The organism is Streptomyces sp. NPDC046909, assembly GCF_040644695.1.
Taxonomy (GTDB): Bacteria; Actinomycetota; Actinomycetes; order Streptomycetales; family Streptomycetaceae; genus Streptomyces.
In genome coordinates, this window is the sequence record NZ_JBEYXC010000003.1 from 207,179 (window position 1) to 228,155 (window position 20,977).

Annotated in this window: 23 protein-coding genes and 2 pseudogenes; 7 read left to right on the top strand and 18 right to left on the bottom strand. The window is 69.8% G+C overall.

Features of this window, described 5'->3' with window-relative positions; translation table 11 throughout:
- Positions 1-177: 177 nt before the first annotated feature.
- Both ABZ928_RS09605 and ABZ928_RS09610 read right to left on the bottom strand, forming a co-directional pair.
- Positions 178-1,239: an aspartate-semialdehyde dehydrogenase gene (locus ABZ928_RS09605; protein WP_361516487.1), complete on the bottom strand. Its 1,062-nt coding sequence runs from the start codon at positions 1,237-1,239 to the stop codon at positions 178-180.
- Entirely contained in the window at positions 1,239-2,516 is a 1,278-nt protein-coding gene (locus tag ABZ928_RS09610) for an aspartate kinase (protein ID WP_361516489.1), read from the bottom strand. The genes ABZ928_RS09605 and ABZ928_RS09610 overlap by 1 nt, the downstream gene beginning before the upstream one ends.
- Before the next feature lie 188 nt (positions 2,517-2,704).
- Between ABZ928_RS09610 and ABZ928_RS09615 the strand changes: the two genes are divergently transcribed.
- Both ABZ928_RS09615 and ABZ928_RS09620 read left to right on the top strand, forming a co-directional pair.
- The gene (locus ABZ928_RS09615; RefSeq protein ID WP_361516491.1) at positions 2,705-3,412 is read left to right on the top strand and encodes a response regulator transcription factor; all 708 of its coding nucleotides are present in this window, start codon (positions 2,705-2,707) and stop codon (positions 3,410-3,412) included.
- Positions 3,409-4,764, top strand: a complete 1,356-nt coding sequence (locus ABZ928_RS09620) for a HAMP domain-containing sensor histidine kinase (RefSeq protein WP_361516492.1) — start codon at positions 3,409-3,411, stop codon at positions 4,762-4,764. The genes ABZ928_RS09615 and ABZ928_RS09620 overlap by 4 nt, the downstream gene beginning before the upstream one ends.
- Here the strand turns inward: ABZ928_RS09620 and ABZ928_RS09625 are convergent.
- A complete protein-coding gene (locus ABZ928_RS09625; protein WP_361516494.1) occupies positions 4,730-5,242 on the bottom strand; it encodes an SgcJ/EcaC family oxidoreductase in 513 nt (170 codons plus the stop codon). The two genes, ABZ928_RS09620 and ABZ928_RS09625, sit on opposite strands and share 35 nt — an antisense overlap.
- A 159-nt stretch (positions 5,243-5,401) precedes the next feature.
- Positions 5,402-5,584 (bottom strand): hypothetical protein, encoded by a 183-nt coding sequence (locus tag ABZ928_RS09630; protein ID WP_361516495.1) that lies wholly within the window; start codon positions 5,582-5,584, stop codon positions 5,402-5,404.
- A 119-nt stretch (positions 5,585-5,703) separates the two neighbouring features.
- On the opposite strand from ABZ928_RS09630, the gene ABZ928_RS09635 reads away from it, so the two are divergent.
- Positions 5,704-6,420 (top strand): sulfite exporter TauE/SafE family protein, encoded by a 717-nt coding sequence (locus ABZ928_RS09635; protein WP_361516497.1) that lies wholly within the window; start codon positions 5,704-5,706, stop codon positions 6,418-6,420.
- A gap of 206 nt (positions 6,421-6,626) precedes the next feature.
- Here the strand turns inward: ABZ928_RS09635 and ABZ928_RS09640 are convergent, their stop codons facing one another.
- The 4 genes from ABZ928_RS09640 to ABZ928_RS09655 all read right to left on the bottom strand — a co-directional run bounded on the left by ABZ928_RS09640 (position 6,627) and on the right by ABZ928_RS09655 (position 9,473).
- Complete coding sequence (locus tag ABZ928_RS09640; protein ID WP_361516499.1) at positions 6,627-7,205, bottom strand: Uma2 family endonuclease; 579 nt, start codon at positions 7,203-7,205, stop codon at positions 6,627-6,629.
- Between the two features lie 50 nt (positions 7,206-7,255).
- Entirely contained in the window at positions 7,256-8,221 is a 966-nt protein-coding gene (locus tag ABZ928_RS09645; RefSeq protein WP_361516501.1) for a hypothetical protein, read from the bottom strand.
- 294 nt (positions 8,222-8,515) lie between these two features.
- A complete protein-coding gene (locus ABZ928_RS09650) occupies positions 8,516-8,698 on the bottom strand; it encodes a DUF397 domain-containing protein (protein WP_361516502.1) in 183 nt (60 codons plus the stop codon).
- Positions 8,691-9,473 carry a helix-turn-helix transcriptional regulator gene (locus ABZ928_RS09655; RefSeq protein ID WP_361516504.1) on the bottom strand — a complete coding sequence of 261 codons (783 nt, stop codon included), beginning with the start codon at positions 9,471-9,473 and terminating at the stop codon, positions 8,691-8,693. The genes ABZ928_RS09650 and ABZ928_RS09655 overlap by 8 nt, the downstream gene beginning before the upstream one ends.
- Positions 9,474-9,587: 114 nt before the next feature.
- Here ABZ928_RS09655 and ABZ928_RS09660 point away from each other — a divergent pair, with 114 nt between their 5' ends.
- A complete protein-coding gene (locus ABZ928_RS09660) occupies positions 9,588-9,986 on the top strand; it encodes a hypothetical protein (RefSeq protein WP_361516506.1) in 399 nt (132 codons plus the stop codon).
- 260 nt (positions 9,987-10,246) lie between these two features.
- On the opposite strand, the pseudogene ABZ928_RS09665 reads toward ABZ928_RS09660, so the two are convergent.
- From ABZ928_RS09665 to ABZ928_RS09690, 6 genes and pseudogenes are all read right to left on the bottom strand, one after another.
- A pseudogene (locus ABZ928_RS09665) lies at positions 10,247-10,582 on the bottom strand (DUF742 domain-containing protein); the annotation flags it as partial.
- A gap of 68 nt (positions 10,583-10,650) precedes the next feature.
- Entirely contained in the window at positions 10,651-11,181 is a 531-nt protein-coding gene (locus tag ABZ928_RS09670) for a sigma-70 family RNA polymerase sigma factor (protein ID WP_361516508.1), read from the bottom strand.
- A gap of 83 nt (positions 11,182-11,264) precedes the next feature.
- Positions 11,265-11,510: a hypothetical protein gene (locus ABZ928_RS09675; protein WP_361516510.1), complete on the bottom strand. Its 246-nt coding sequence runs from the start codon at positions 11,508-11,510 to the stop codon at positions 11,265-11,267.
- 126 nt (positions 11,511-11,636) lie between these two features.
- A complete protein-coding gene (locus ABZ928_RS09680; protein WP_361516512.1) occupies positions 11,637-12,299 on the bottom strand; it encodes a DUF5063 domain-containing protein in 663 nt (220 codons plus the stop codon).
- Positions 12,292-12,891, bottom strand: coding sequence for a recombination mediator RecR (recR, locus tag ABZ928_RS09685; RefSeq protein ID WP_361516514.1), 600 nt, complete (start codon positions 12,889-12,891; stop codon positions 12,292-12,294). Before recR ends, ABZ928_RS09680 begins: the two co-directional genes overlap by 8 nt.
- A gap of 79 nt (positions 12,892-12,970) precedes the next feature.
- Positions 12,971-13,309 (bottom strand): YbaB/EbfC family nucleoid-associated protein, encoded by a 339-nt coding sequence (locus ABZ928_RS09690; protein WP_361517612.1) that lies wholly within the window; start codon positions 13,307-13,309, stop codon positions 12,971-12,973.
- 258 nt (positions 13,310-13,567) lie between these two features.
- On the opposite strand from ABZ928_RS09690, the gene ABZ928_RS09695 reads away from it, so the two are divergent.
- Positions 13,568-14,320: an SLATT domain-containing protein gene (locus ABZ928_RS09695; protein WP_361516515.1), complete on the top strand. Its 753-nt coding sequence runs from the start codon at positions 13,568-13,570 to the stop codon at positions 14,318-14,320.
- Between the two features lie 100 nt (positions 14,321-14,420).
- On the opposite strand, the gene ABZ928_RS09700 is transcribed toward ABZ928_RS09695, so the two are convergent.
- On the bottom strand, positions 14,421-14,801 hold the full coding sequence (locus tag ABZ928_RS09700) for a hypothetical protein (RefSeq protein WP_361516516.1): 381 nt from the start codon (positions 14,799-14,801) through the stop codon (positions 14,421-14,423).
- Positions 14,802-14,942: 141 nt separating this feature from the next.
- Between ABZ928_RS09700 and ABZ928_RS09705 the strand changes: the two genes are divergently transcribed.
- Both ABZ928_RS09705 and ABZ928_RS09710 read left to right on the top strand, forming a co-directional pair.
- Complete coding sequence (locus ABZ928_RS09705; RefSeq protein ID WP_361516517.1) at positions 14,943-16,121, top strand: histidine kinase; 1,179 nt, start codon at positions 14,943-14,945, stop codon at positions 16,119-16,121.
- Entirely contained in the window at positions 16,118-16,723 is a 606-nt protein-coding gene (locus ABZ928_RS09710) for a response regulator transcription factor (RefSeq protein ID WP_361516519.1), read from the top strand. The genes ABZ928_RS09705 and ABZ928_RS09710 overlap by 4 nt, the downstream gene beginning before the upstream one ends.
- A gap of 28 nt (positions 16,724-16,751) precedes the next feature.
- Here ABZ928_RS09710 and ABZ928_RS09715 read toward each other — a convergent pair whose 3' ends face one another.
- The 3 genes and pseudogenes from ABZ928_RS09715 to ABZ928_RS09725 all read right to left on the bottom strand — a co-directional run.
- The gene (locus ABZ928_RS09715) at positions 16,752-18,086 is read right to left on the bottom strand and encodes a M28 family metallopeptidase (RefSeq protein ID WP_361516521.1); all 1,335 of its coding nucleotides are present in this window, start codon (positions 18,084-18,086) and stop codon (positions 16,752-16,754) included.
- A gap of 127 nt (positions 18,087-18,213) precedes the next feature.
- The gene (locus tag ABZ928_RS09720; protein WP_361516522.1) at positions 18,214-19,716 is read right to left on the bottom strand and encodes a substrate-binding domain-containing protein; all 1,503 of its coding nucleotides are present in this window, start codon (positions 19,714-19,716) and stop codon (positions 18,214-18,216) included.
- A 57-nt stretch (positions 19,717-19,773) separates the two neighbouring features.
- Positions 19,774-20,977 (bottom strand): annotated as a pseudogene (locus tag ABZ928_RS09725) (serine/threonine protein kinase); the annotation flags it as partial.

A 20,977-nucleotide genomic window follows, 5' to 3' on the forward strand; every position in this document is an offset into this window, starting at 1 on the left:
ACGCTCCCCGCCCTTCGCGCGGTTGCGGAGAGCGGGGAGGCAAATTTTCGGACGCCGAGGTGGCTCGGATCAAGTGGTCCGGACCATCATCCGCACCACGAGTCGCTCACAGATCCTACAAAGCATCAGACCGCAGGCCAGGGGTTTTCCGGCTCCTTGACCAGCACCCGGGCAACGTCACACGAACTCGGCCGCGACCAGTTCGGCGATCTGCGCGGTGTTGAGGGCGGCGCCTTTACGCAGGTTGTCGCCGCAAACAAAGAGTTCGAGGGCGGTCGGGTCGTCCAGCGCCCGGCGCACCCGGCCCACCCAGGTGGGGTCGGTGCCCACCACGTCGGCGGGGGTCGGGAACTCCCCCGCGGCCGGGTTGTCGAACAGCACGACGCCCGGCGCAGTGGCGAGAATCTCACGTGCCTTGGCCACCGTGACCTCGCCCTCGAAGCGGGCGTGGACGGTCAGCGAGTGCGTGGTGACGACCGGAACGCGCACACAGGTGACCGCGACGGGCAGCTCCGGCAGCCCGAGGATCTTGCGGGACTCGTCCCGCACCTTCATCTCCTCCGACGACCAGCCGTCCTCACGCAGCGAACCGGCCCACGGTACGACGTTCAGCGCGACCGGCTCCGGGAACGGCCCCGTGTTGTCGCCCACGGCCCGCCGTACGTCTCCCGGATGCGTCCCGAGTTCCGTGCCGGCGACCAGGGACAGCTGCTGGCGCAGCGTCTCCACCCCGGCCCGGCCCGCCCCGCTCACCGCCTGGTAGCTGGAGACCACCAGCTCGCGCAGCCCGAACTCGGCGTGCAGCGCGCCGAGCGCCACGATCATCGAGAGGGTCGTGCAGTTGGGGTTGGCGATGATCCCGCGCGGCCGGACCCGGGCCGCGTGCGGATTGACCTCGGGGACGACGAGGGGTACCTCCGGGTCCATCCGGAAGGCGCCCGAGTTGTCCACGACGATCGCGCCGCGCGCCGCGGCGATCGGCGCCCACTGCGCGGAGACCTCGTCGGGTACGTCGAACATGGCGACGTCGACCCCGTCGAAGGCCTCCTCCGACAGGGCCACGACCTCGGCCTCGGCACCGCGCACGGCCAGCTTGCGGCCGGCCGAGCGCGGTGAGGCGATCAGCCGGATCTCGCCCCAGATGTCCGCGTGCTGGGACAGGATCTGGAGCATGACCGTGCCGACGGCTCCGGTCGCGCCCACGACCGCGAGGGTCGGGCGCCGTCCTTCGAGGGCCATCAGCGCCCGGTGCCTCCGTAGACGACGGCCTCGTCGCTGTCGGAGTCGAGCCCGAAGGCCGTGTGCACGGCGCGGACGGCCTCGGGGACGTCGTCGGCCCGGGTGACGACCGAGATACGGATCTCGGAGGTCGAGATCAGCTCGATGTTCACGCCCGCGTCGGACAGCGCCTCGAAGAAGGAGGCGGTGACGCCCGGGTTGGTCTTCATGCCCGCGCCGACCAGGGAGATCTTGCCGATCTGGTCGTCGTAGCGCAGCGAGTCGAAGCCGATGCCCGCCTTGTGCTTCTCCAGGGCGTCGATGGCCTTGCGGCCCTCGGTCTTGGGAAGCGTGAAGGAGATGTCCGTCAGCCCGGTGGAGGCGGCGGACACGTTCTGCACGATCATGTCGATGTTGATCTCGGCGTCCGAGATCGCGCGGAAGATCGTGGCGGCCTCGCCCGGCTTGTCCGGCACGCCGACGACCGTGACCTTGGCCTCGGAGGTGTCGTGCGCGACACCGGAGATGATGGCCTGCTCCACCTTCTTGTCCCCTTGCTCGATGGGCTCGCTGCTGACCCAGGTGCCCTGAAGCCCGCTGAAGCTGGACCGGACGTGGATCGGGATGTTGTAGCGGCGGGCGTACTCCACACAGCGGTGGAGCAGCACCTTGGAGCCGGAGGCCGCGAGCTCCAGCATGTCCTCGAAGGCGATCCAGTCGATCTTCTTCGCCTTCTTCACCACGCGCGGGTCGGCGGTGAACACGCCGTCCACGTCGGTGTAGATCTCGCAGACCTCGGCGTCGAGGGCGGCGGCCAGCGCGACGGCGGTCGTGTCGGAGCCACCGCGGCCCAGCGTGGTGATGTCCTTCTTGTCCTGGCTGACGCCCTGGAAGCCCGCGACGATGGCGATGTTGCCCTTGTCGAGGGACTCCCGGATCCGGCCGGGCGTGACATCGATGATCCGGGCTTTGTTGTGGACCGAGTCGGTGATGACGCCTGCCTGGCTACCGGTGAACGACTGGGCCTCATGCCCCAGGTTTTTGATCGCCATGGCCAGCAGTGCCATGGAGATACGCTCTCCGGCGGTCAGCAGCATGTCGAACTCACGCCCGGCAGGCATCGGGGATACCTGCTCGGCGAGATCGATCAGCTCGTCCGTCGTGTCGCCCATCGCGGAAACGACGACGACCACCTGGTGGCCGTTCTTCTTCGCTTCCACGATCCGCTTGGCGACGCGCTTGATGCCCTCGGCATCGGCTACGGAGGAGCCTCCGTACTTCTGCACGACAAGGCCCACGTGCGCTCCTCGCTCAGTCCCGTATTTGTCGGCTCAGTCTAACGAGCGTCCGAATTTCACTTCCGTAGTACCGCATGCTGAGATTCCGGACACCCAGGTCAGCGCATGCCCACCCGGAGGCCCCGGGAAAAGTGCAGCGCGTCACATGCGATACGTGTGAATTAAATTTCAAGCATTAGGGTGCGGCTGTGCGCGTACTGCTGGTGGAAGACGATGAGCCGGTCGCGGAATCGCTCCGGCGCGGACTGCTGCGCTACGGCTTCGAGGTGGCCTGGGTCACCACGGGCGGGGCGGCACTCAGGCATGAGGAGCCCTACGACGTCGTACTCCTCGATCTCGGCCTGCCCGACACCGACGGACTCGATGTCTGCAAGGCGCTGCGCGAGCGCGGGGACGTGCCGATCATCGTGATCAGCGCGCGCAGCGACGAGACGGACCGGGTGGTGGGCCTGGAGCTCGGCGCGGACGACTACGTCTCCAAGCCGTTCGGGGTGCGGGAGGTCATCGCCCGGATAAGGGCGGTCATGCGGCGCGCCCAGCCCCGTACGGCGTCGGCGGAGCCCGCGGGGCCCGACCGCTACGGCGACCGGCTCACCGTCGACCGCAAGGCCGCGCGGGTCCATCTGGACGGCGTGGAGGTCGCGTTGGCCCCCAAGGAGTACGACCTGCTGGCCTTCCTCACCGAGGAGCCGGGCGCGCTGATGTCGCGCGAGCAGATCATGGAGGCGGTCTGGGACGCGAACTGGTTCGGGCCGACGAAGACACTGGACGTGCATGTGGCGGCGCTGCGGCGGAAGTTGGCCGGGGCGATCAGCATCGAGGCGGTCCGGGGCGTCGGCTTCCGGCTGGAGATCGTCAAGGGCGACAGGACTGACGGGGCTGACGGGGCCTCATGAACCGGCAGCTCATCCGGAGTTACATCCTGCTCGTCGCGGTCGCGATCCTGCTGTTCACCGTGCCGGTCGCCTTCACCCTGACCGACCAGCTGCGGGGCGACACCCGGCTGTCCGTCCTGCGCGAGGCGAACACCATGGCGCTGCTGCTGGGCAACGGCGACAGCACCTCGTGCGAGGCGCTGCACAAGGTGGCCACGGCGTACGACCAGGAGACCCCCGGCATCGTCCAGGTGACCCCGACCAGCACCTGCGACCCGGACCTGCCGGTGCCGAGCTCGGACGCCGCCCTCGACCTGGCCGTGCACCACGAGCAGCAGACGACCGACTGGGGTTCCGCCTTCGTCTGGGGCAAGCACCTGACGGTGACCGTGCCCGCCCAGGGCGACGCGGCCGTACGGATCGTCTACTCGACCTCGGACATGACCACGCGGCTCTGGCAGATCTGGGGCTTCCGCGCCGGTCTCGCGGTGTTCGTGCTGGCGGCGGCCGCCGCGATCGGCGCGATCGCCGCCCGCCGCATCACCGCCCCGCTGCGCGAACTCAACGCCATGGCGAGCAAGTTCAGCGACGGGGACCTGACCGCCCGCTCCCCCGTTACCGGCCCGCCGGAGACCCAGACCCTCGCGCGCACCCTCAACCAGGGTGCGGAGCGCCTGGACACGCTGGTGGCCTCGCAGCGGATCTTCGTCGCGGACGCCTCGCACCAACTCCGTACCCCGCTCACGGCGTTGCGCCTGTCGCTGGACAACATCGCGGACGGGGTGGACGACGAGTTCGTACGGGAGGACGTGGAGCAGGCGACGGCGGAAGTGGTCCGCATGAGCCGTCTGGTCAACGGCCTGCTGGTGCTGGCGCGCGCGGAGGCGAAGGTGACGGCCGCGGAGCCGCTCTCCCTCCGGGACATCGTGGAGGAACGGCTCGCGGTGTGGAGGCCGGCCGCCGACGAGCGCGGAGTCACCATCGCGCTTGGGGGGAGTAGTGCCGACGGCCGGCCGTCTGTGCTGGCCAGCCCCGGCAATCTGGACCAGGTGCTGGACAATGTGCTCTCGAACGCCCTTGAGGTGTCACCGGACGGGGCCACGATCACCGTCCGGTACGAAACCCGGGGCGAGCAGGTCGAGTTGTCGGTCACGGACCAGGGGCCCGGCATGTCCGACGCGGAGAAGTCCCGCGCCTTCGACCGCTTCTGGCGCGGTCAGGGCCTGACCGGGCGCTCCGGGTCCGGGCTGGGCCTCGCCGTCGTCAAGCAGCTGGTGACCGACGACAGCGGGACCGTGGCCCTGGCGGACGCGCCCGGGGGCGGGCTGGTGGTGCGGATCAGCCTTCGGGCATCGCCGAGGAGTGGTGGTTGACGATCTTCCACTCGCCGTTCCGCTTCTCGTACTCGTAGGTGTAGCGGGCCTCGACGAGGCGCTTGGCGCCGGTGTCCGGGTCGGTGAGCGTGAACTCGTAGACGCCGGTGTCCAGGGCGGAGTTGTTGTCGAGGATGTTGATGTGCGTCTCGATCTTCTTGCCGACCGGCTTGTTCAGCAGGAAGTGCTCGAAGTAGTCCTCGATACCGGCGTGGTCGGTACGGACCTTGTTCGACACGGTGGGCAGCAGGACCGCGTCATCGGCGTACCGCTCGGTGACGGTCTCCGGGTCGCGGGTCTGCAGAGCGGCGTTCCAGCCGTCGAAGAGGGCGGCGATCTCGGCCTTCGTAGGCTTCTTGCCGCTCGACCCCTCCTTCTCCGGCCCGGCGACACCGACGCCGGCGGCGAAGGTGCCGACGGCGACGAGGGCACCGGCGGCGACGACGGCTACACGCTTGGTTATCGGACGACGGGTCATCTCATCTCCAGTGCGGGCGAGTTGGGGTTGCTTCCTCCGCTGTCTGCGGTTCCTGTGGAGGAAGTGACTCCAGATTCGCGTGGCACCGGTTAGGGGCCGTCCAGGCGTCGTACAGGGGACGTCAAACGATCACCCAACTCACGTACGGTGACCGCTCGATCACCTTGCGGCACCCCGCTCCCGGACGAGGCTGACCCCCGCCCCGGCCGAGACCACCCCCATGCCCACGGCGGTCATGACCCCCTGCGTGCCGTCCACGACGAAGGGCGCGACCGCGGCCACGACGGCGTTGAAGAGGAAGAGGAACCACAGGACGGGCTTGGAGGAGAGCAGGGCCTTCATGGGATGTCCTTCGCTACGGGGTCGGTGACCTGGCGAGATCAACGATTCCGTCTCACGGCGGCCGTCACGAGGGAGCGCCCTCCCCGAACCGGGGTGGAGTGGGATACACCTTGGGTGTGATGGGGGATCTTGTACTCGCGGGAATCGTGTTGCTCGGCTCGTCGGTGCAGTGGCTCACCGGCATGGGCTTCGCGCTGGTCGCCGTACCCGCGCTCGTGCTGCTGCTCGGACCGGCCGAGGGGGTCGTCCTCGCCAACTGCGCGGCCGGGGCGATCAGTGTCGTGGGGCTGGCCGGCGGATGGCGGCGGGTACGCCCGCTCGCGATGGTCCCGTTGTGCGCGGCGGCGGCGTGCACGGTACCGGCGGGCACCTGGCTGACCCGCCAACTCCCCGAGCCTGTCCTCCTGTTGGTGATGGGCGCCCTGGTGACGGCGGCCGTGGTGCTGGTCATGCGAGGCGCCCGGATGCCTGCGCTGCGCGGGGTGAAGGGCGCGGTGGTCGCGGGCGCGGTGGGTGGATTCATGAACTCCGCGGCGGGGGTGGGCGGCCCGCCTGTGTCGCTGTATGCCGTCAACGCGGGTTGGACGGTAAGGGAGTTCGTACCGAATGCGATGTTCTACGGCGTGGTGGTGAACGCGTTCTCGGTGGCGGTGAACGGGGTGCCCGAACTGGGCGCGGCGAGGTGGGGGGCCGTGGTCGGCGCGATGGTGGTGGGCGGGGTGATCGGGCGCGGGCTCGCGGGGCGGATACCGGAGAAGGGGGCGCGGCTGCTGGTGCTGTCGCTGGCGCTGGCCGGTGGAATCACAGCGGTGGGGAAGGGGCTGTGGGGACTGTGAGGGTTACGAGGATTGGGTGACTGGCAGATCTGTCCCACGGCGAGCTTCGGCCACCTGCGGTTTTCGCCGCTGCGAGTGGGACGGAACTGCCAGTCACTGCCGCTCACCAGCGCCGCACCCTCGCGGCCCGTCTGCCCGTGATGCGCGCCCCGAGCGCGTTGGCGTACTCCCGCGCCGAGGGCGTATGCCTGAGTGGGCGACGGCTATCAGTCCGCGAACTCCTTGAGTGGCTCGGTGTCGAGGGTGATGTTCACCGGTTCCGGGAGCTTGACGGTGGCGCCGAAGGGGAGTTTCTCCTCGTGGCGGTAGCGGCCGTCCTCCGGCTGATTGAAGACGATGACCGAGCAGTCGTCGCGGTCGATGAGGAGGTAGACGGGGATGCCTGCGGCGGCGTAGCCATCGGGTTTGCCGATGCGGTCACGCTGGTTGGTGTCGGAGTCGTAGGACGTGATCTCCACAGCCATGAGAGTGCCCTTCGCCTCCGACCACTCTCCGTGCCCCCTGAGGCCGCCCACCCGGACCAGCACTCCGTCAGCGCGAGCCCGCCCCTTGCGGTAGCGCTCGGTCTTCAACCCGCTCTCCGAGTGCAGCCACAGGTCGGGGCGATGCTGCATGCACACTCGTTGCAGCCACGCGATCATCTCGCGGTGGTTGCCGTCGCCCATGGGCTTGACCACGACCTTCCCGTTGATGAACTCCAGCCGCACGGTCTCCGGGGCTTGTCGTTCCAGTTCCTCGAACTCCTCGACGGACATCTGCGGCTGATGCTCGGTCCTGGGGGTCATGGCGTCGCCTCCTCGACTCCATACTGCCCCGACCGGCATTTCCTGCACGCTCACAGCAGTCCCGCCGCGCGGCGAAGCGCGTCCACGCGCTCGGTGACGTCGATGACCTCGTCGGCGCCCGGCAGGCCGCCGCCTTTGCGCGGGGCGGGGAGGAATGTGTCGGGGACGGGGTCCTGGTACACCCACACCGGCCCATCCGCCTCGACCTCCGCGAGGCATTCGCCGCACAGACCGTTCACGATCTCGGTCGTCCGCTCATCGGCGTCACAGAGGCCGCAGGCCATGAGTACGCGGGTCACTCGGGCGCTGCGGGCGGCCTTCTGCCGGATCTTCGCCTTCTTCGGGGGCATCTTGGTCTCCAGTCGTTTGCGGGCGAATCCGCCCGGATTGCTGACGGTGGGCGGAAGCCCGTCCGTCAGGGCCTTGGTGATCTCCTGTGGAGTGGCGCCATGGTCCAGCCACTGGGCGACGAGGTGTTCGAGGTTCCGGCAGTCCTGGTCGGAGAGCGGCATGCGAGGGTCGGCGGCCTGGAGTTCGGCGAGGGTCTGGTAGGCCTCGCTGGGCTCTTCGACGGGCAGTTCGATGTCGTCCAGGGCGGGCTCGTCCGTCTCTGACAGCTGTTCCTCTACGCGGGCCAGTCCCGGCAGGTGGTCTTCGGTTACGTCCTTGCCGTCCCGGTCCCGCGCGAAGTCCGCCCACCACTCCGGTGACCTGGGGGTTCGTGACCAGTACGTGCGCGTCACCCACCGCATCGAGTTGTCCTCGACGGTGATGTGCTCCTTGATCCAGCGCAGGTGGCCGGCGAGGCCGATGCGTCCCATCGAGGTGCGGACCGCTTGCTGGCCGTACATGGGGTGTTCCGCCGCGATCGCCTTGTAGCCCATCGCGTGGCCCTCTTCGAGATGGTCGACGAAGACGGCGATCTCGCGGTCACGGGGGCTCAGGTGTGCGAAGTCCGGGTCGGCGTGCGGGTCTTCGTCACCGGCGGGGCGTTTGCCGTAACCCGTTTTGGCCATCGGGTGCGACGGGAACGGCAGGGCAGGGCTAGGCTGGGCGTAAGCCACGATCGAGGTTCCTTCGATCCGTAGGTCAGGCCCCGGAGCCGGTGTTGGTAGCACCGACCGGGGCCGAATTATTTGCTTGTTCGCCGCGAACCTAGAGCGGTTTTACTTTCCGGCGCAAGCCGATCACGGAACGTCACCCTTTCGAGGTACGACGCCTCAACTTCCGTTCAGACATGGTTGGTTGGGTTGGATTTCAACCAAACCAAAAACCCAGAAAACCCATGGGAAGAGCTCGGAGCCCGGGGCTCAAGCTCCGGGCTGAGCTGCGGAGATGAACGCCGACCAGGCGGGGGCGGGGATGTGGAGCTCGGGGCTGGAGGGGAGCTTGGAGTCTCGGATGTGGATTGCGGTGGCGAACGCGACTTCGAGGCACTCGCCGCCCTCGTCGTCGCTGTAGCTCGACTTGAACCACTTCAGTTGGTCATTCACGGCGATCCACCATCTCCTCGATGAAACGGGACGACTCTGCGGGGCTGAGAGCCTCCGCGCGGATCATGCTAAGCCGCTCCGCCGTGCGGCTGACGAGATCCGGGTCAGCCGACAGCAGGCCACCCAACTGCCCCTCCGCGTAGGCGAACCGCTCGTGGTCACGGGTCTCCAGCAACACCATGGGTCCCAACAACGCTGCAGGGATGGCCCGTACGAAGGGGAGCACCTGGATAACCACGTTCCGCAGACGGGAGACTTCCAGCAAGCGGCTGAGCTGTTCCGCATCGACCAGGGGACTTCGCAGCGCGGCCTCATAGATGGCGAATCTGAGGGCCACGGGCGGCTTCCGCTCAGTGAGGATCGCTTGCCGCTCCATACGGCCGATGATCCGCTCCTCCACCGTCTCCTCGTCCAGGGGCGGGTAGCGGTTCTCGATCAGAGTCCGTGTGTAGTCCTTCGTCTGTAGCAGCCCAGGGATGTACGTGGCGTCATACGACCACCGGCTGACCGCCTCCTTCTCCCTCTCCACGTACTCCTGTAACCGCGCCGGAAATTTCTCCCTCTGCAGATAATCCTTGGCCGAACTCAGCATCCCCTCCGCCCCGCACATGTCGTCCGCCACGTCCAGCACACGCGGCGTCAGCATCCGGACGCCCTGTTCCATGGCCTTGATCGTGTCCGGTGAGTAGTTGGAGGCGGCGGCCAGTTCCTCACGGCTGACGCTCGCCTTCGTACGCCAGCGCTTGAGCTGGTTGCCGCTGTAGCGCCAGGCCACCGGCGCCGGCGAGTGGGAGTTGTACTGACCTGACACAGGACGCACCTCCGATGGATACACCCCGGCGTGTATCACCTCAGTCACTACCGAGCGTAGCCCTTTCGACGCCACTGTGTGACCATGACGAACGCAATCGACCCCCTTGAGTGGGTCCCCGCCTCCGGTCACCAACTCCGTCTCACCGGGGTCCACTTCGACGCCGTACGGATCGAGGGGGTGCGTGGGGAACAGGTCGCCGCGAGACTCATCGAGGCCACGGACGGCGACGCCGGGCCGATCGTGTGCGAGGTGCTCGGGTTCCGGTGGATGTACTTCTTGCTCGCGCCCGGCGATGTGTGCGCGCACAGCTGGCCGTTGGGGGTGCAGCGGTTCGGCGGGAGCGGGTCTCGGACCGTCACGTACATCGGGATTCCGGCGCTGGACGGGAACACGTGGCCGCTGCGGTGGTACAGCGAACCGACGCCCACCTCCCCGTACGTCGATCACCAAGCACTGCTTGCCGCCTTGGACTGAGAGCGTCATGTGTCGAAGCCCGAGTCCGTCTGGCGGCGCAAGACGTCGAGGAGTCCGGCGTCGACGTCCAGGGCCCCGGTGAGATCCTCTACGGCATCGTCGTAACGAGCCTGGAGCAGCACCTCCTGGAGACCGGCCTCTGTGTCGATCACGTCGCCGAGGTCGTCGACAAGTGCCCCGTGGTCGTCCTCAAGGCTCCGCTCCGCAGCGGCCGACGCAGGCGGGAGCGCATCCGTTTGATGTGCCGCAGTCGGAACATCCAGTCTGCGAAGTCCGCTCAACACCCTTTCCAGCAACGAGGTATTGGGCTGGCCGCCGGCATTTTCGTCACCACCCGGCTGATGAATGGAGACGAGTCCGGCCTCAGCCAAGTCGGCGATGAGGATCCGGGCGACGCCGAGCGGGATGGTCAGCAGTGCCGACACCTCTGCCACCGACTTCACCTCACGGCACAGGTGGCAGATCCTCTGGTGCTCCGGGAGTTGGCCCATCAGCTGCGCCGGACTCGCCGTCGTGAACACCAGGGCCTCGATCGCCAACTGGTATCGCGGACGGGTCCGGCCGCCGGTCATCGCGTAGGGGCGTACCAGCGGGTTCTGTGGGCCGACACCCTGCTGCATCGCTTGGGAGGAGGACGAGGGAGCGATCACGTTCTGGTCGTCGGTCACGTGCCGCTGGTCGGCCATTGCTCCCCCTCTCCGTCCTTGACGTCCTTGAAGTAGTCGGCGACGGCTCGCCGGGCTCTCATGAGATGGGCGCGGACCGTCGCGGGCTCCAGCCCCAACTGCTCGCCGATCTCCGTGGGGGTGAAGGACTGGAACGTGAGGGACAGGACCTGGCGTTGCCGGGGAGGCAATGTCTTCAATGCCTGGAGTACGCGGTGCCTGGTCTCGAACTCTTCGAGCTCGTCGGGGTTGGGCACCAGCGAGGTGGGCTCCGGCAACTCCCCTACGGGAGCCTCCTTTTGGAGGCTCGCCACCCTGCGCACCCACATCCGTCCCGCGGACACGTAGACGTAGGCGCGCGGGTGCTCGACGTCGTCCCAGCGCCTGAACAGCTCGGTCATGCACTCCTGGGCTATGTCGGCGGCAGTCGTCGGCGATACGCCCGTGGTGATCAGGTGCGCGATCAATGGCCTAATCGACTCGCGATAGAACGCGGAGAATGCCTCGACGGTCGCGGCACGGTCCACCATGCGGTGATCGTCGGGTGCCGGGCGGACCTCTTCCCGTTCCCGCCCGACCAGGTGATCAGGCCCTTCTGGCGGATCGATCGTAGTCACGCCGCGCTCTTCTCCCCCGGGCTGCGCGTAATGGTGATGCGAAGGCTGTGGCCGTCGGGGCGTTGCTCCACGACCTCCGCCTGGTCGCTCCCGGCAATCGACCTGGACACCTCGGTGAGGTGTTGTCGCTGCACCTGCTCATGCTTGGTGCGCCAGCGCAGACGCAGCCACAGGGCTGTCAGCAGACAGACCTTTCCGCTGACGACCGAAACGATCGCCAGGACGACGGCGGTCGTATCCATGCCGGTTCCTCTCCCTCGACTGCCGGGGCACTGTGCCCCGGCACATGAGTTGAGAGTCCCGACGGGACGTCACCGTGTAACGACGACACGGGATTTGACACCAGGCCGCACACGCCCACTCGCCGGTCACTTCACCGGGCGCATCCCCAGCGGGCCCGCGATCTCCTCCGCCATCACCCTGCCTGCCTCGAACTCCAGCGTCTCGTCGCCCATGGCCGCCTGGTCCGTGTCCAGGCCGTCCAGTTCCTCCAGGGGCTGGTTCAGGCGGACGTGGGCCACTACCGACTGGAGGGCGCGCAGGGTCGCGGAGGCCGTGGAGCCCCAGTTGGAGAAGTAGGAGAACTGCCACCACCACAGGGCCTCCGTGGTGCGGCCCGCGCGGTAGTGGGCCATGCCGTGGCGGAGGTCGGTGATGACGTCGGTGAGGTCGTCGGAGATACGGGCCGGCACGGGGGCCTTGCGGGGCTCGTAGGGGTCGAAGACCTCGGAGTAGACGTCGATCGGGTCCAGGAGGCGGGCCAGGTTCTCGCGGAGCTCGTCCACGTCGGCGTCCGGGCCCGTGTCGGGCTCGTAGCGCTCGTCCGGGACGATGTCCTCGTGGGCGCCCAGGCGGCCACCCGCGAGGAGGAGCTGGGAGACCTCCAGGAGGAGGAAGGGCACGGCGGAGTCGGGCTCGTCGCCCTTCGCGACCTCCGTGACCGCCACCAGGAAACTCTCCACCTGGTCCGCGATCTGGACCGCGAAGTCGTCCGGGTCCTGCGACGTGGCGTGCAGCGTGGCGTCAGACATCTAGGAGTCGTCTCCCCTCGAAGGCGCGGCCGAGGGTCACCTCGTCCGCGTATTCCAGGTCGCCACCCACCGGGAGGCCGCTGGCCAGGCGGGTGACCTTGAGGCCCATGGGCTTGATCATGCGGGCGAGATACGTGGCCGTGGCCTCGCCCTCCAGGTTCGGGTCCGTGGCCAGGATCAGCTCCGTGACCGTACCGTCGGCCAACCTCGCGAGAAGTTCTCGTATACGCAGGTCGTCCGGTCCGACACCCTCGATCGGGCTGATCGCGCCGCCCAGGACGTGGTACTTGCCTCGGAACTCACGGGTGCGCTCGATCGCCACCACGTCCTTCGGCTCCTCCACCACGCAGATCACCGAGAGGTCGCGGCGGGTGTCACGGCAGATGTTGCACAGTTCCTCCTGTGCAACATTGCCGCAGGTCGCGCAGAAACGGACCTTCGCCTTGACCTCCATCAGGGCCTGCGCGAGACGCCGTACGTCCGTCGGTTCCGCCTGGAGAATGTGGAAGGCGATCCGCTGGGCGCTCTTGGGACCGACGCCGGGCAGCCGCCCCAGTTCGTCGATGAGGTCCTGCACCACGCCTTCGTACAACGGACTGCCGCCCTTCCTGGGTGCCTTGAGTACGTACGGTAGTTGGCGGACGCCCTTCTTCGAAAGGCGGGCCCGGGTCTCAGAACGGCAGGCCGGGGATGCCGCCCCCCAGGCCCTGGGCCAGCGGGCCGAGCTTCTGCTGCTGGAGGGTCTGCGCGTTCTCGTTGGCCGCGTGCACGGCCGCCACGATCAGGTCGGCGAGGGTCTCGGTGTCGTCCGGGTCCACGGCCTTCGGGTCGATCTTCAGGGCGCGCAGCTCACCGGAGCCGGTGACCGTCGCCTTGACCAGGCCGCCGCCGGCCTGGCCGTCGACCTCGGTCCGCGCCAGTTCCTCCTGCGCGTTCGCCAGGTCCTGCTGCATCTTCTGGGCCTGCTGGAGCAGCTGCTGCATATTGGGCTGGCCACCACCGGGGATCACGATCAGCTCCCGCTCTACGTCTGTGTGTCGTCGGCTGTCTTTGTGCTCTGACATGAGCCTACGTGGTCCTCCCAGCCATCGCTCCAGCACTCTTTCGAGTGAGATGACGTCGAGTCCTATACCTGATCAAGGCCCACTTCCGGGCGGAAAAGGAGTGAAAGCCGTCCCTTCGCCACCCATTGGGCGGTAGGAAAGACCCGGCGCGTCAGCATCATGCGTCACAGAGCGTGATCGGCCGTGATCAGTAGGGAGTGCCGGGTGGGTCAGCCGGAGATGCAGCCCGAGGGTCCGCCCGCGGACGGGCGGGGCGGGGAGGCGGCCGGGCCGCGGCCGGGCGACCTGACGGGACGGACGTTTCCCCTCGGGGACTGGGGCGAGCCCGCGCCCCGGCTCGACGAGCTGTACCGGTGGGTGGAGCGCGGGGCGCTCGACACCGCCGCCTGGTATCTCGCGGACCGGGTCTGGAAGCGGCGCGGGGCGCGGGCCCTGCGGGGCGGGGCGGCGGCGGGTGCCGTCGTCGGGGCCGCGCTGCCGCTGCTCGATCTCGCCGGGGTCGTCGGCGGGGTCGCCGCCTGGGGGTATCTGGCGCTGCTCCTCGCGGTCTCGTGCGTCGCCGTGGACCGGTTCTTCGGGGTCACCTCCGGGTGGATAAGGGACGTGGCCACCGCGCAGGCCGTGCAGCGGCGGCTCCAGGTCCTTCAGTTCGACTGGGCCTCGGAGAGCGTCCGGGAGGTGCTGGGGCCGGCCGAGGGGACCGCCGGGGAGGCCGCGGACCGGTGTCTCGGGGTGCTGCGGAGGTTCTCCGAGGACGTGACCGAGCTGGTGCGGGTGGAGACCGCGGACTGGATGGTGGAGTTCCGGACCGGGTCCGCGCCGCTCGGGATCCAGGGCGCGGTGGGGGGCGCGCCGCGGGTGGACGCGAATGTGGTGCAGGGGAGGTTTCCGTTGCCGCCGGGGGCGGGGGGTGCGCGGCCGAACATGCCTCGGCAGCGGCCGCCGGAGGCTCGGTGACGGGGGGCCGTGGGGGGTGCGGTCGTTGTTCGGGTGCGGGTGCGTTGTGGCTGATCGCGCAGTTCCCCGCGCCCCTGGGTAGGCGCAGTCACCCCAGTCTCTATGCCCCGTACTCTGCCCTCCGGCGGAGCATCACCGCGAGCATCAGCAGCAGCATCGCCAGGTGCTCCCACGCCATCGCTGCGTCCGGGGACATCACATCCAGGCTCAGCAGCAGTACGACGACCAGGGCCGGGGCGAACATCGCCGCCGTCATCTCCGCGATGCCCGGCCAGGCGTGACCTCGGCGTCGCATCCAGAACGCCATCCCCGCCGACATGGTGAACGCCATTTCCAGGGTGACCAGTTCGGGGTGGGCGGACATGCCGTACGGGATGTCCGTGAGGGCGAGGGTGCCGCGCAGGGCGCCGCCGAGGATGAGCATGCCGGCGAGCATCGCGAGGATCATCTCGATGTAGTGGCGGGCGAATCCGTGGTGCATGACTCCTCCTTGGGGGTCGTCCTTGGGGGTCGCTCATGCACCTCAGAGTGGCGGGGGCCCGGAGGGCGTCAGTAGTGCCGAGTGCCTACGTCGTCGTATGACATCTGTCATCTCCGGCGGCATCGGTCCCACAATGGCCGCGTGGAGGACGGGGCGGGGCTCACGAGTTTTCGGCGCTACACGTGGTGGGCCGTGCCGGGGACCGTGTTGTGTGTGCTGGTGGTGGCCTATGGGGCATGGGCCTTGGACGGGGATGTGCCGCTGTGGGCGCGGGTGCCGGTGGTGCCGGCGTTGGCCGTGCATGCCGTGGCCGCCGCTGTGCTGCTCGGTGGGGCGATGGAGGAGCGGGCGGCTGGGGTGCGGGCCCTGTCCGGGTGGTTGGTGACCGCTGTACTCGCCGCCGGGGTGCTCGCCGTGCTGCCGTTGGCGCGGCACAACTACGGGCTGTGGGCGGTGGCGCCCGCGGTGACCGTGGCGGTCGTCGCCGCTTGTCTGCCCGCTACGGCCGGGAGGCGGTGGCTGGTCGGGGGTGCCGTCGGGGTCGCGCTCGTTCCCGGTGGGGTCGTGAGTCTGGCTTCCGGGGACGGGGAGTTGGCGTATGCAGCGCTGTTTCCGGCCTGTCTGACCGCGTTCACGGTGTGGACCGTGCTCGGGCCGTTGTGGGCGTGGCGGATCGCGGGGCGGCTGGACCGGGCGCGGCAGTTGGAGGCGGAGCTGGCGGTGAAGGACGAGCGGCTGCGGTTCGCGTCCGATCTGCATGACATCCAGGGGCATCATCTTCAAGTCATCGCGCTCAAGGCCGAGTTGGCGTCTCGGCTCACCGAGGTCGATCCCGTCCGTGCCGCCGCCGAGATGCAGGAGGTGCGGCAGCTGTGTTCGGACGCGCTGCGGGACACGCGGGCCGTGGTGCAGGGGATTCGGCGTACGAACCTGGACGACGAGATCGCCAATGCCACCCGGGTCCTCGCGGCGGCCGGGATCGACGCGCGGATGGACCTCGAACCGGACGCGCTGAAAGCCCAGTTGGCCGATCCCGTGCGTCAGCTCCTCGGGCTCGTCATGCGCGAGGCCACCACCAATGTGCTCCGGCACAGCCGGGCCGCGCACGCCGAGGTCGACTATCGCGTCAGCGGCGGTCGCGCACGGTTGCGGATCGCCAACGACGGGGCCGACGCCCCGCCCGGCAGCGCCGACGGCACCGGCCTTCGCGGGCTCGCCGAGCGACTGCGGGGCGCGGGTGGGGAGTTGACCTGGGCACGGGCGGACGGGGACCGTTTCACCGTGACCGCGACGCTGCCCGTGACAGGGGCCACCGAATGATCCGGCTGCTGCTCGCCGACGACGAGGACCTGCTGCGCGGTGCCCTGGCCGCCCTGCTGGGCCTGGAGGACGACCTCACGGTGGTCGCGGAGGCGGCGACCTCCACCGAAGCCGTACGGCTCGCTCTGGAGCATCGGCCCGACATCGCCGTACTGGATCTCGAAATGCCGCCCACGGACGGGCTGCGGGCCGCCGAGGAGATCCGGGCGGGCCACCGGGACACCCATGTCGTCATGGTCACCCGGCACGCCCGGCCCGCCGTGCTGCGCCGCGCGCTGGCCGCCGGGGTGCGCGGGTTCGTGCCCAAGACCACCCCCGCCGCCCGGCTCGCGGAGATCCTCCGCGACATCGCCGCCGGACGCCGGTACGTCGATCCGGACATCGCCGCATCCGCCCTGAGCGAGGCCGACTGCCCGCTCAGCGAACGGGAGTTGGAGGTGCTGCGGGCGGCCCGTACGGGGGCGTCGGTGGCCGAGATCGCCGAGCAGGTCCATCTCGCGCAGGGGACCGTGCGCAACTATCTCTCCGCCGCGATGTCCAAACTGGGCGCCACGACCCGGCACGCGGCGGCCCATCACGCCTGGCAGCAGGGCTGGATCTAGGGTCCGTCCCAGCTCTTGGGATCCCGTCCTAGCTCTGCGGGTCGGGGAAGGCGACCGGGCTTCTCAGGCCCTTCGTGTTGACCGCGCGGACGCCGAAGAAGACGTTGTCCTTCGAGAGGTCGATCTCGTACGTCGTCACGTCGCCGACCGGGACGACGTGGGTCCACTCGGGGGCCGTCGTCTCCCGCCAGACGATCTCGTAGCCGGCGAGGTCGGGTTCCGTGCCCCTTGTCCACACCAGCTGGGTGGAGTTGGTGAGCAGGGTGGTGATGATCTTCGCGGCTCTGGGGGTGCCGGGGGCCTGGGCCAGGGTCCACAGGGCGGCGCCGTTCACCTTGGCGACGCGGGCGGTGAAGTCGAAGTCGCAGAACTCGGGCAGGTCGCCGTACTGCTTGCCGTCCTCGACGCGTACGTCCTGGTGCTGGTGGGCGAAGTCCTCGGCGGGCTCGGTGAAGCGGGCGGCGGGGTAGGCGCGTTCGAGGAAGGGGATGTGGTCGCCGCCGCGGCGGTAGCGGTCCCGGCGGTAGATGACACGGACGTTCATGCCGGTCGCGTCGTTGTCGGCAACATCCCTGACGAAACGGGCGAGTTGGCGGGTCGCGGAGTCGTTCTCGCCGCCCACCGAGCGGCGCAGCGCGGCCTGTTCGGCGGTCTCGGAGGACGGGACGCCCTCGGCGAAGAGACGGATCGTGTACGGGTCCTCCGTGCCGTCGTCGGCCGTCGGGCTGCCGACGATGTCGTTGGTGAACATGCCCTGCACATCCGCCCCGGCCGCCCTGAACTGCTGGGCCATGTACGCCGATCCGAACAGGCCCTGCTCCTCCCCCGCCACCGCCGCGAACACGATCGTCGCGGCGGGCCGCCGCCTCGCCATCACCCTCGCCAGCTCCAGCACCACGGCCACGCCGGACGCGTCGTCGTCGGCGCCCGGGGCGTCCGAGGCGGCGTCCATGACGTCGGTGACCCGGGAGTCGTAGTGCCCGGAGACGACGTAGATCCGCTCGGGGGTGACCGAACCGCGCAGTGTGGCGATGACGTTGGTGATGCGGGTCGGGGACGGGATACGGGGGCCCGGTTCCTGGACGTACGACTGGAGTTCGGCGGTCATCCGGCCGCCGGAGGCCTCGGCGTACGAGCGCAGCTCGGACAGGAGCCAGTCGCGGGCGGCGCCGATGCCGCGGGCCGGGTCGTCCTGCGTGGAGAGGGTGTGGCGGGTGCCGAAGGAGACGAGTCTGCGGACCGTGGCCTCGATGCGGGCGGGGTCGATCTCCCGGAGGAGGGCGCGGAGTTCGCGGTTCGGGGGTTGAGCGGTTGCGGGTGGTCGGCCGCCGGCCGGGGCCGCCTCGGCCTGGGTCTGGGGCACCGCCGTACCTAATGCCACCGCTCCTGTCGCGGTCAGGACGGTTCTCCTGTTGGGACGCATGTGCCCTCCCGGGGTGGGGGTGACCGACCCCAGTCATGGTCGTGGACACCTCAATAACCGGCAAGGGTCACTCGCAGGACGCCGCCTCCCGCGCGCACGGCAGATGCCCCTGCGCGCGGATCACGTCCTGGCTCGCCGTCTCGTCGAGGTAGGCGAGGAAGGCGGCCGTGAGTGAACCGGGCTTCGGGGTGCGCGGGGTGTAGGCGTACTCGACGCCCCGGTACGGGTAGTCGTCGGCCTGTACGGAGGGGGCGATGCCGTCGAGGGGGACGGTCCGCAGGCCCTTGTGCCCGGCGGCGACGGAGAGTTCGGTGTAGCCGACCGCGCCCGGCACCGCGGCCACCTTGTCCAACACCCGGTCGGTGGAGCTCAGTTCGCAGCGCACGACCGGGGCGGAACGGTCGTCCTTGTGGACGCAGTCCAGTGAGGTGCTGGCCACCCGCTCCCAGGCGCCCAGCACCCGGTCCTGGAAGGTCTGCCGGGTCCCGGAGTCGGCGTTGCGGCTGACGAGGACGACCGGGAGGTCGGGGAGGGCGGGGTCCAGCTGCCGCCAGCGCGTGATCGCGCCGCCGTAGAGCCGCCGTACCTGCGCCCGGGTCAGACCGTCGCGCCCGAGGTCGATGCCGTCGTTGACGACGAGGGCGAAGGCGGACAGCGCGACCTTCTCGCCGTGGAGGTTCAGCCGGGCGCCCATCGGGCCGTCCGAGAAGGCGATCACGTTCGATCCGGGGTCCGCGGCCGCGAGTTCGACGACACCTGCCTCGCTGCCGCGGGCCTCGACGGTGATGTGTGCGCCCTCGCAGTCCTTCTCGTACTCCTTCGCGAGGGTGCGGACGACGGGGGCGAAGGCCGTGGAGCCGGTGATTCTCAGCTCGCCCTGTTCGCAGCCGAGCGGGGGGCGGGTGTCGTCGCGGGCGACGATGATGCCGGCGAGCGCGACGACGGAGAGCGTGAGCAGCGCGGTGAAGAGCCGGGCCGGGCCGCTGAGCAGGGGCGGGGTCTCGTCCGGGGTCGCGCTGCGGTTGGGGTGCACCTCGCCCTCGCGCAGGCCGCCGGTGAGCCGTATCTCGCGGCCGACGTCCCCGCCGGACAGCAGCACGAGCAGCTTGAAGTGGTCGCCCCGGTTGAGGGGGACGCGGGGGATGCGCAGCCGGTTGCCCTCGTAGCCGAAGCCGCGTTCCGGGGTGAAGTGGTCCATGAGGTGGTCGCGGTCGGTGGGCTGGGTGACCGAGACGCCGCGGATGGTGCGGTCGGTGAAGACCGCGGTCAGGCCGTGCGGAGAGGGGCCCGTGTAGTCGTCGCGGTCGATGCCCTGCGAGCCGTCGTTCTCGACGCGGAGGAGGACGAGGGTGGCGTCGGACATGTCGGGGGCCTCGTCGAAGAGACCTAGCCTCACGTTGGCCCGGCCCGAACGCACGTCGTCGCCTATCGGGTTGTCCATCTGGACGCGGTAGCCGATCCTCTTGCGGCGCGGTACCCGGCGCTCGTACCAGACCATGACTCCGGAGGCGGCGATACCGAGGACGGCCGTCCCCACGGCGACGAGATTCTCTGCGCTCAGCCATTCCACCGACGGGACCGTACGACTGCGCGGGCGCAACGGCCTTACATGGGCGGGTACTTGGGGTTACCTCTTGGTGTACGTCAGCTTCTCCCCGTTGCCGGTGTTCACCCGCTCCAGGGCGGTGTCGGACAGCAGGGTGATCTCGGTGGCCCCGCCGGGTGTGCAGGAACTGGCGGGCTGCCCGACGGTCACCGTGGACGGGCCGATCTCCAACGGGCCGTCCGCGCCCGGCTCTTCAGTGAGCGCGGCCTGGAAGACGCAGTGGTAGTCGGGGCCGTCGGCGACGAGGGAGAGCACGGTGTCGCCGACTTCGCCTTCCTGGATGGTGAGTTGGCGGGTGTGGTGGCCGTCGGCGTTGTCGATGTCGGCCGTCCAGTTGCCGAGGTATCCGGCGGGGACCGCGCCGTCCGTGGGGGCCGAGGTGGTCGGTGTCGGCGAGGGGGACGGCTGGGTGGTGGTGGGCGTGGGTCCGGGGGTCGTGGGTGCGCTGATGGTGGGGGTGGGGCCGGCCTTGTTGTCGTCCCCGCCGTCATCACCGCTCATGAGCGCGTAGACCGAGCCGCCCGCGCCGAGCGCCACGACCAGGGCGACGACGACCAGGGCCGCGGTGGAGCGGCCGTTGCGGCGCGGAGGCTCCGGCTGCGGTTGCGGGTGCGGCGGGTAGGGGGCGGCGGGGCCGTAGGGCGGGGTGGCACCAGGAGCGGGAGGGCCGTAGGGCGGGGTCGAGCCAGGTGCGACGGCTCCGCCGGTGTACGGGTTGTACGGCGCGGGGGTCCCGGGCGTCCAGGGCTGCTGAGGGTGGCCGTAGGCGGGCGTCGGGGCGGGCGCCTGAGGGTGCTGCTGGGGTGGGAAGGGCGGCTGGGGGTAGCCGTAGGCGGGGTGGGCGGGCGGCGGAGCCTGTGCGTGGCCCGCCGGGCTGGCCGGGGTGGCTGGGGCGGCCGGAGCCGGAGGCATCAGCTCGCCCTGCTGCCCGACGGCCGTCGGCAGGTGGTTCAGCGGCGCCCCCGCCCCCGGCTGCCCCGGCGAGGGCGAGGCGGACGCGTCCTCGGCGGCGGCCGGAGCGTGCTCGGGAGAGGCCTGCGCGAAGCCGAAACCGGCCGGGGGCGCGGCACCGGGCTCGGCGCCGGCGCCCTCGGCAACGCCGGGGCCGACGCCGGCTCCAGCACGGGGACCGGCTCCGGCACCCGCACCCGGCCCGCCCCCGACACCCGCTCCGGCTCCGGCTCCGGCTCCGGCTCCGGGGCCAGCTCCGGCGCCGGGGCCCACT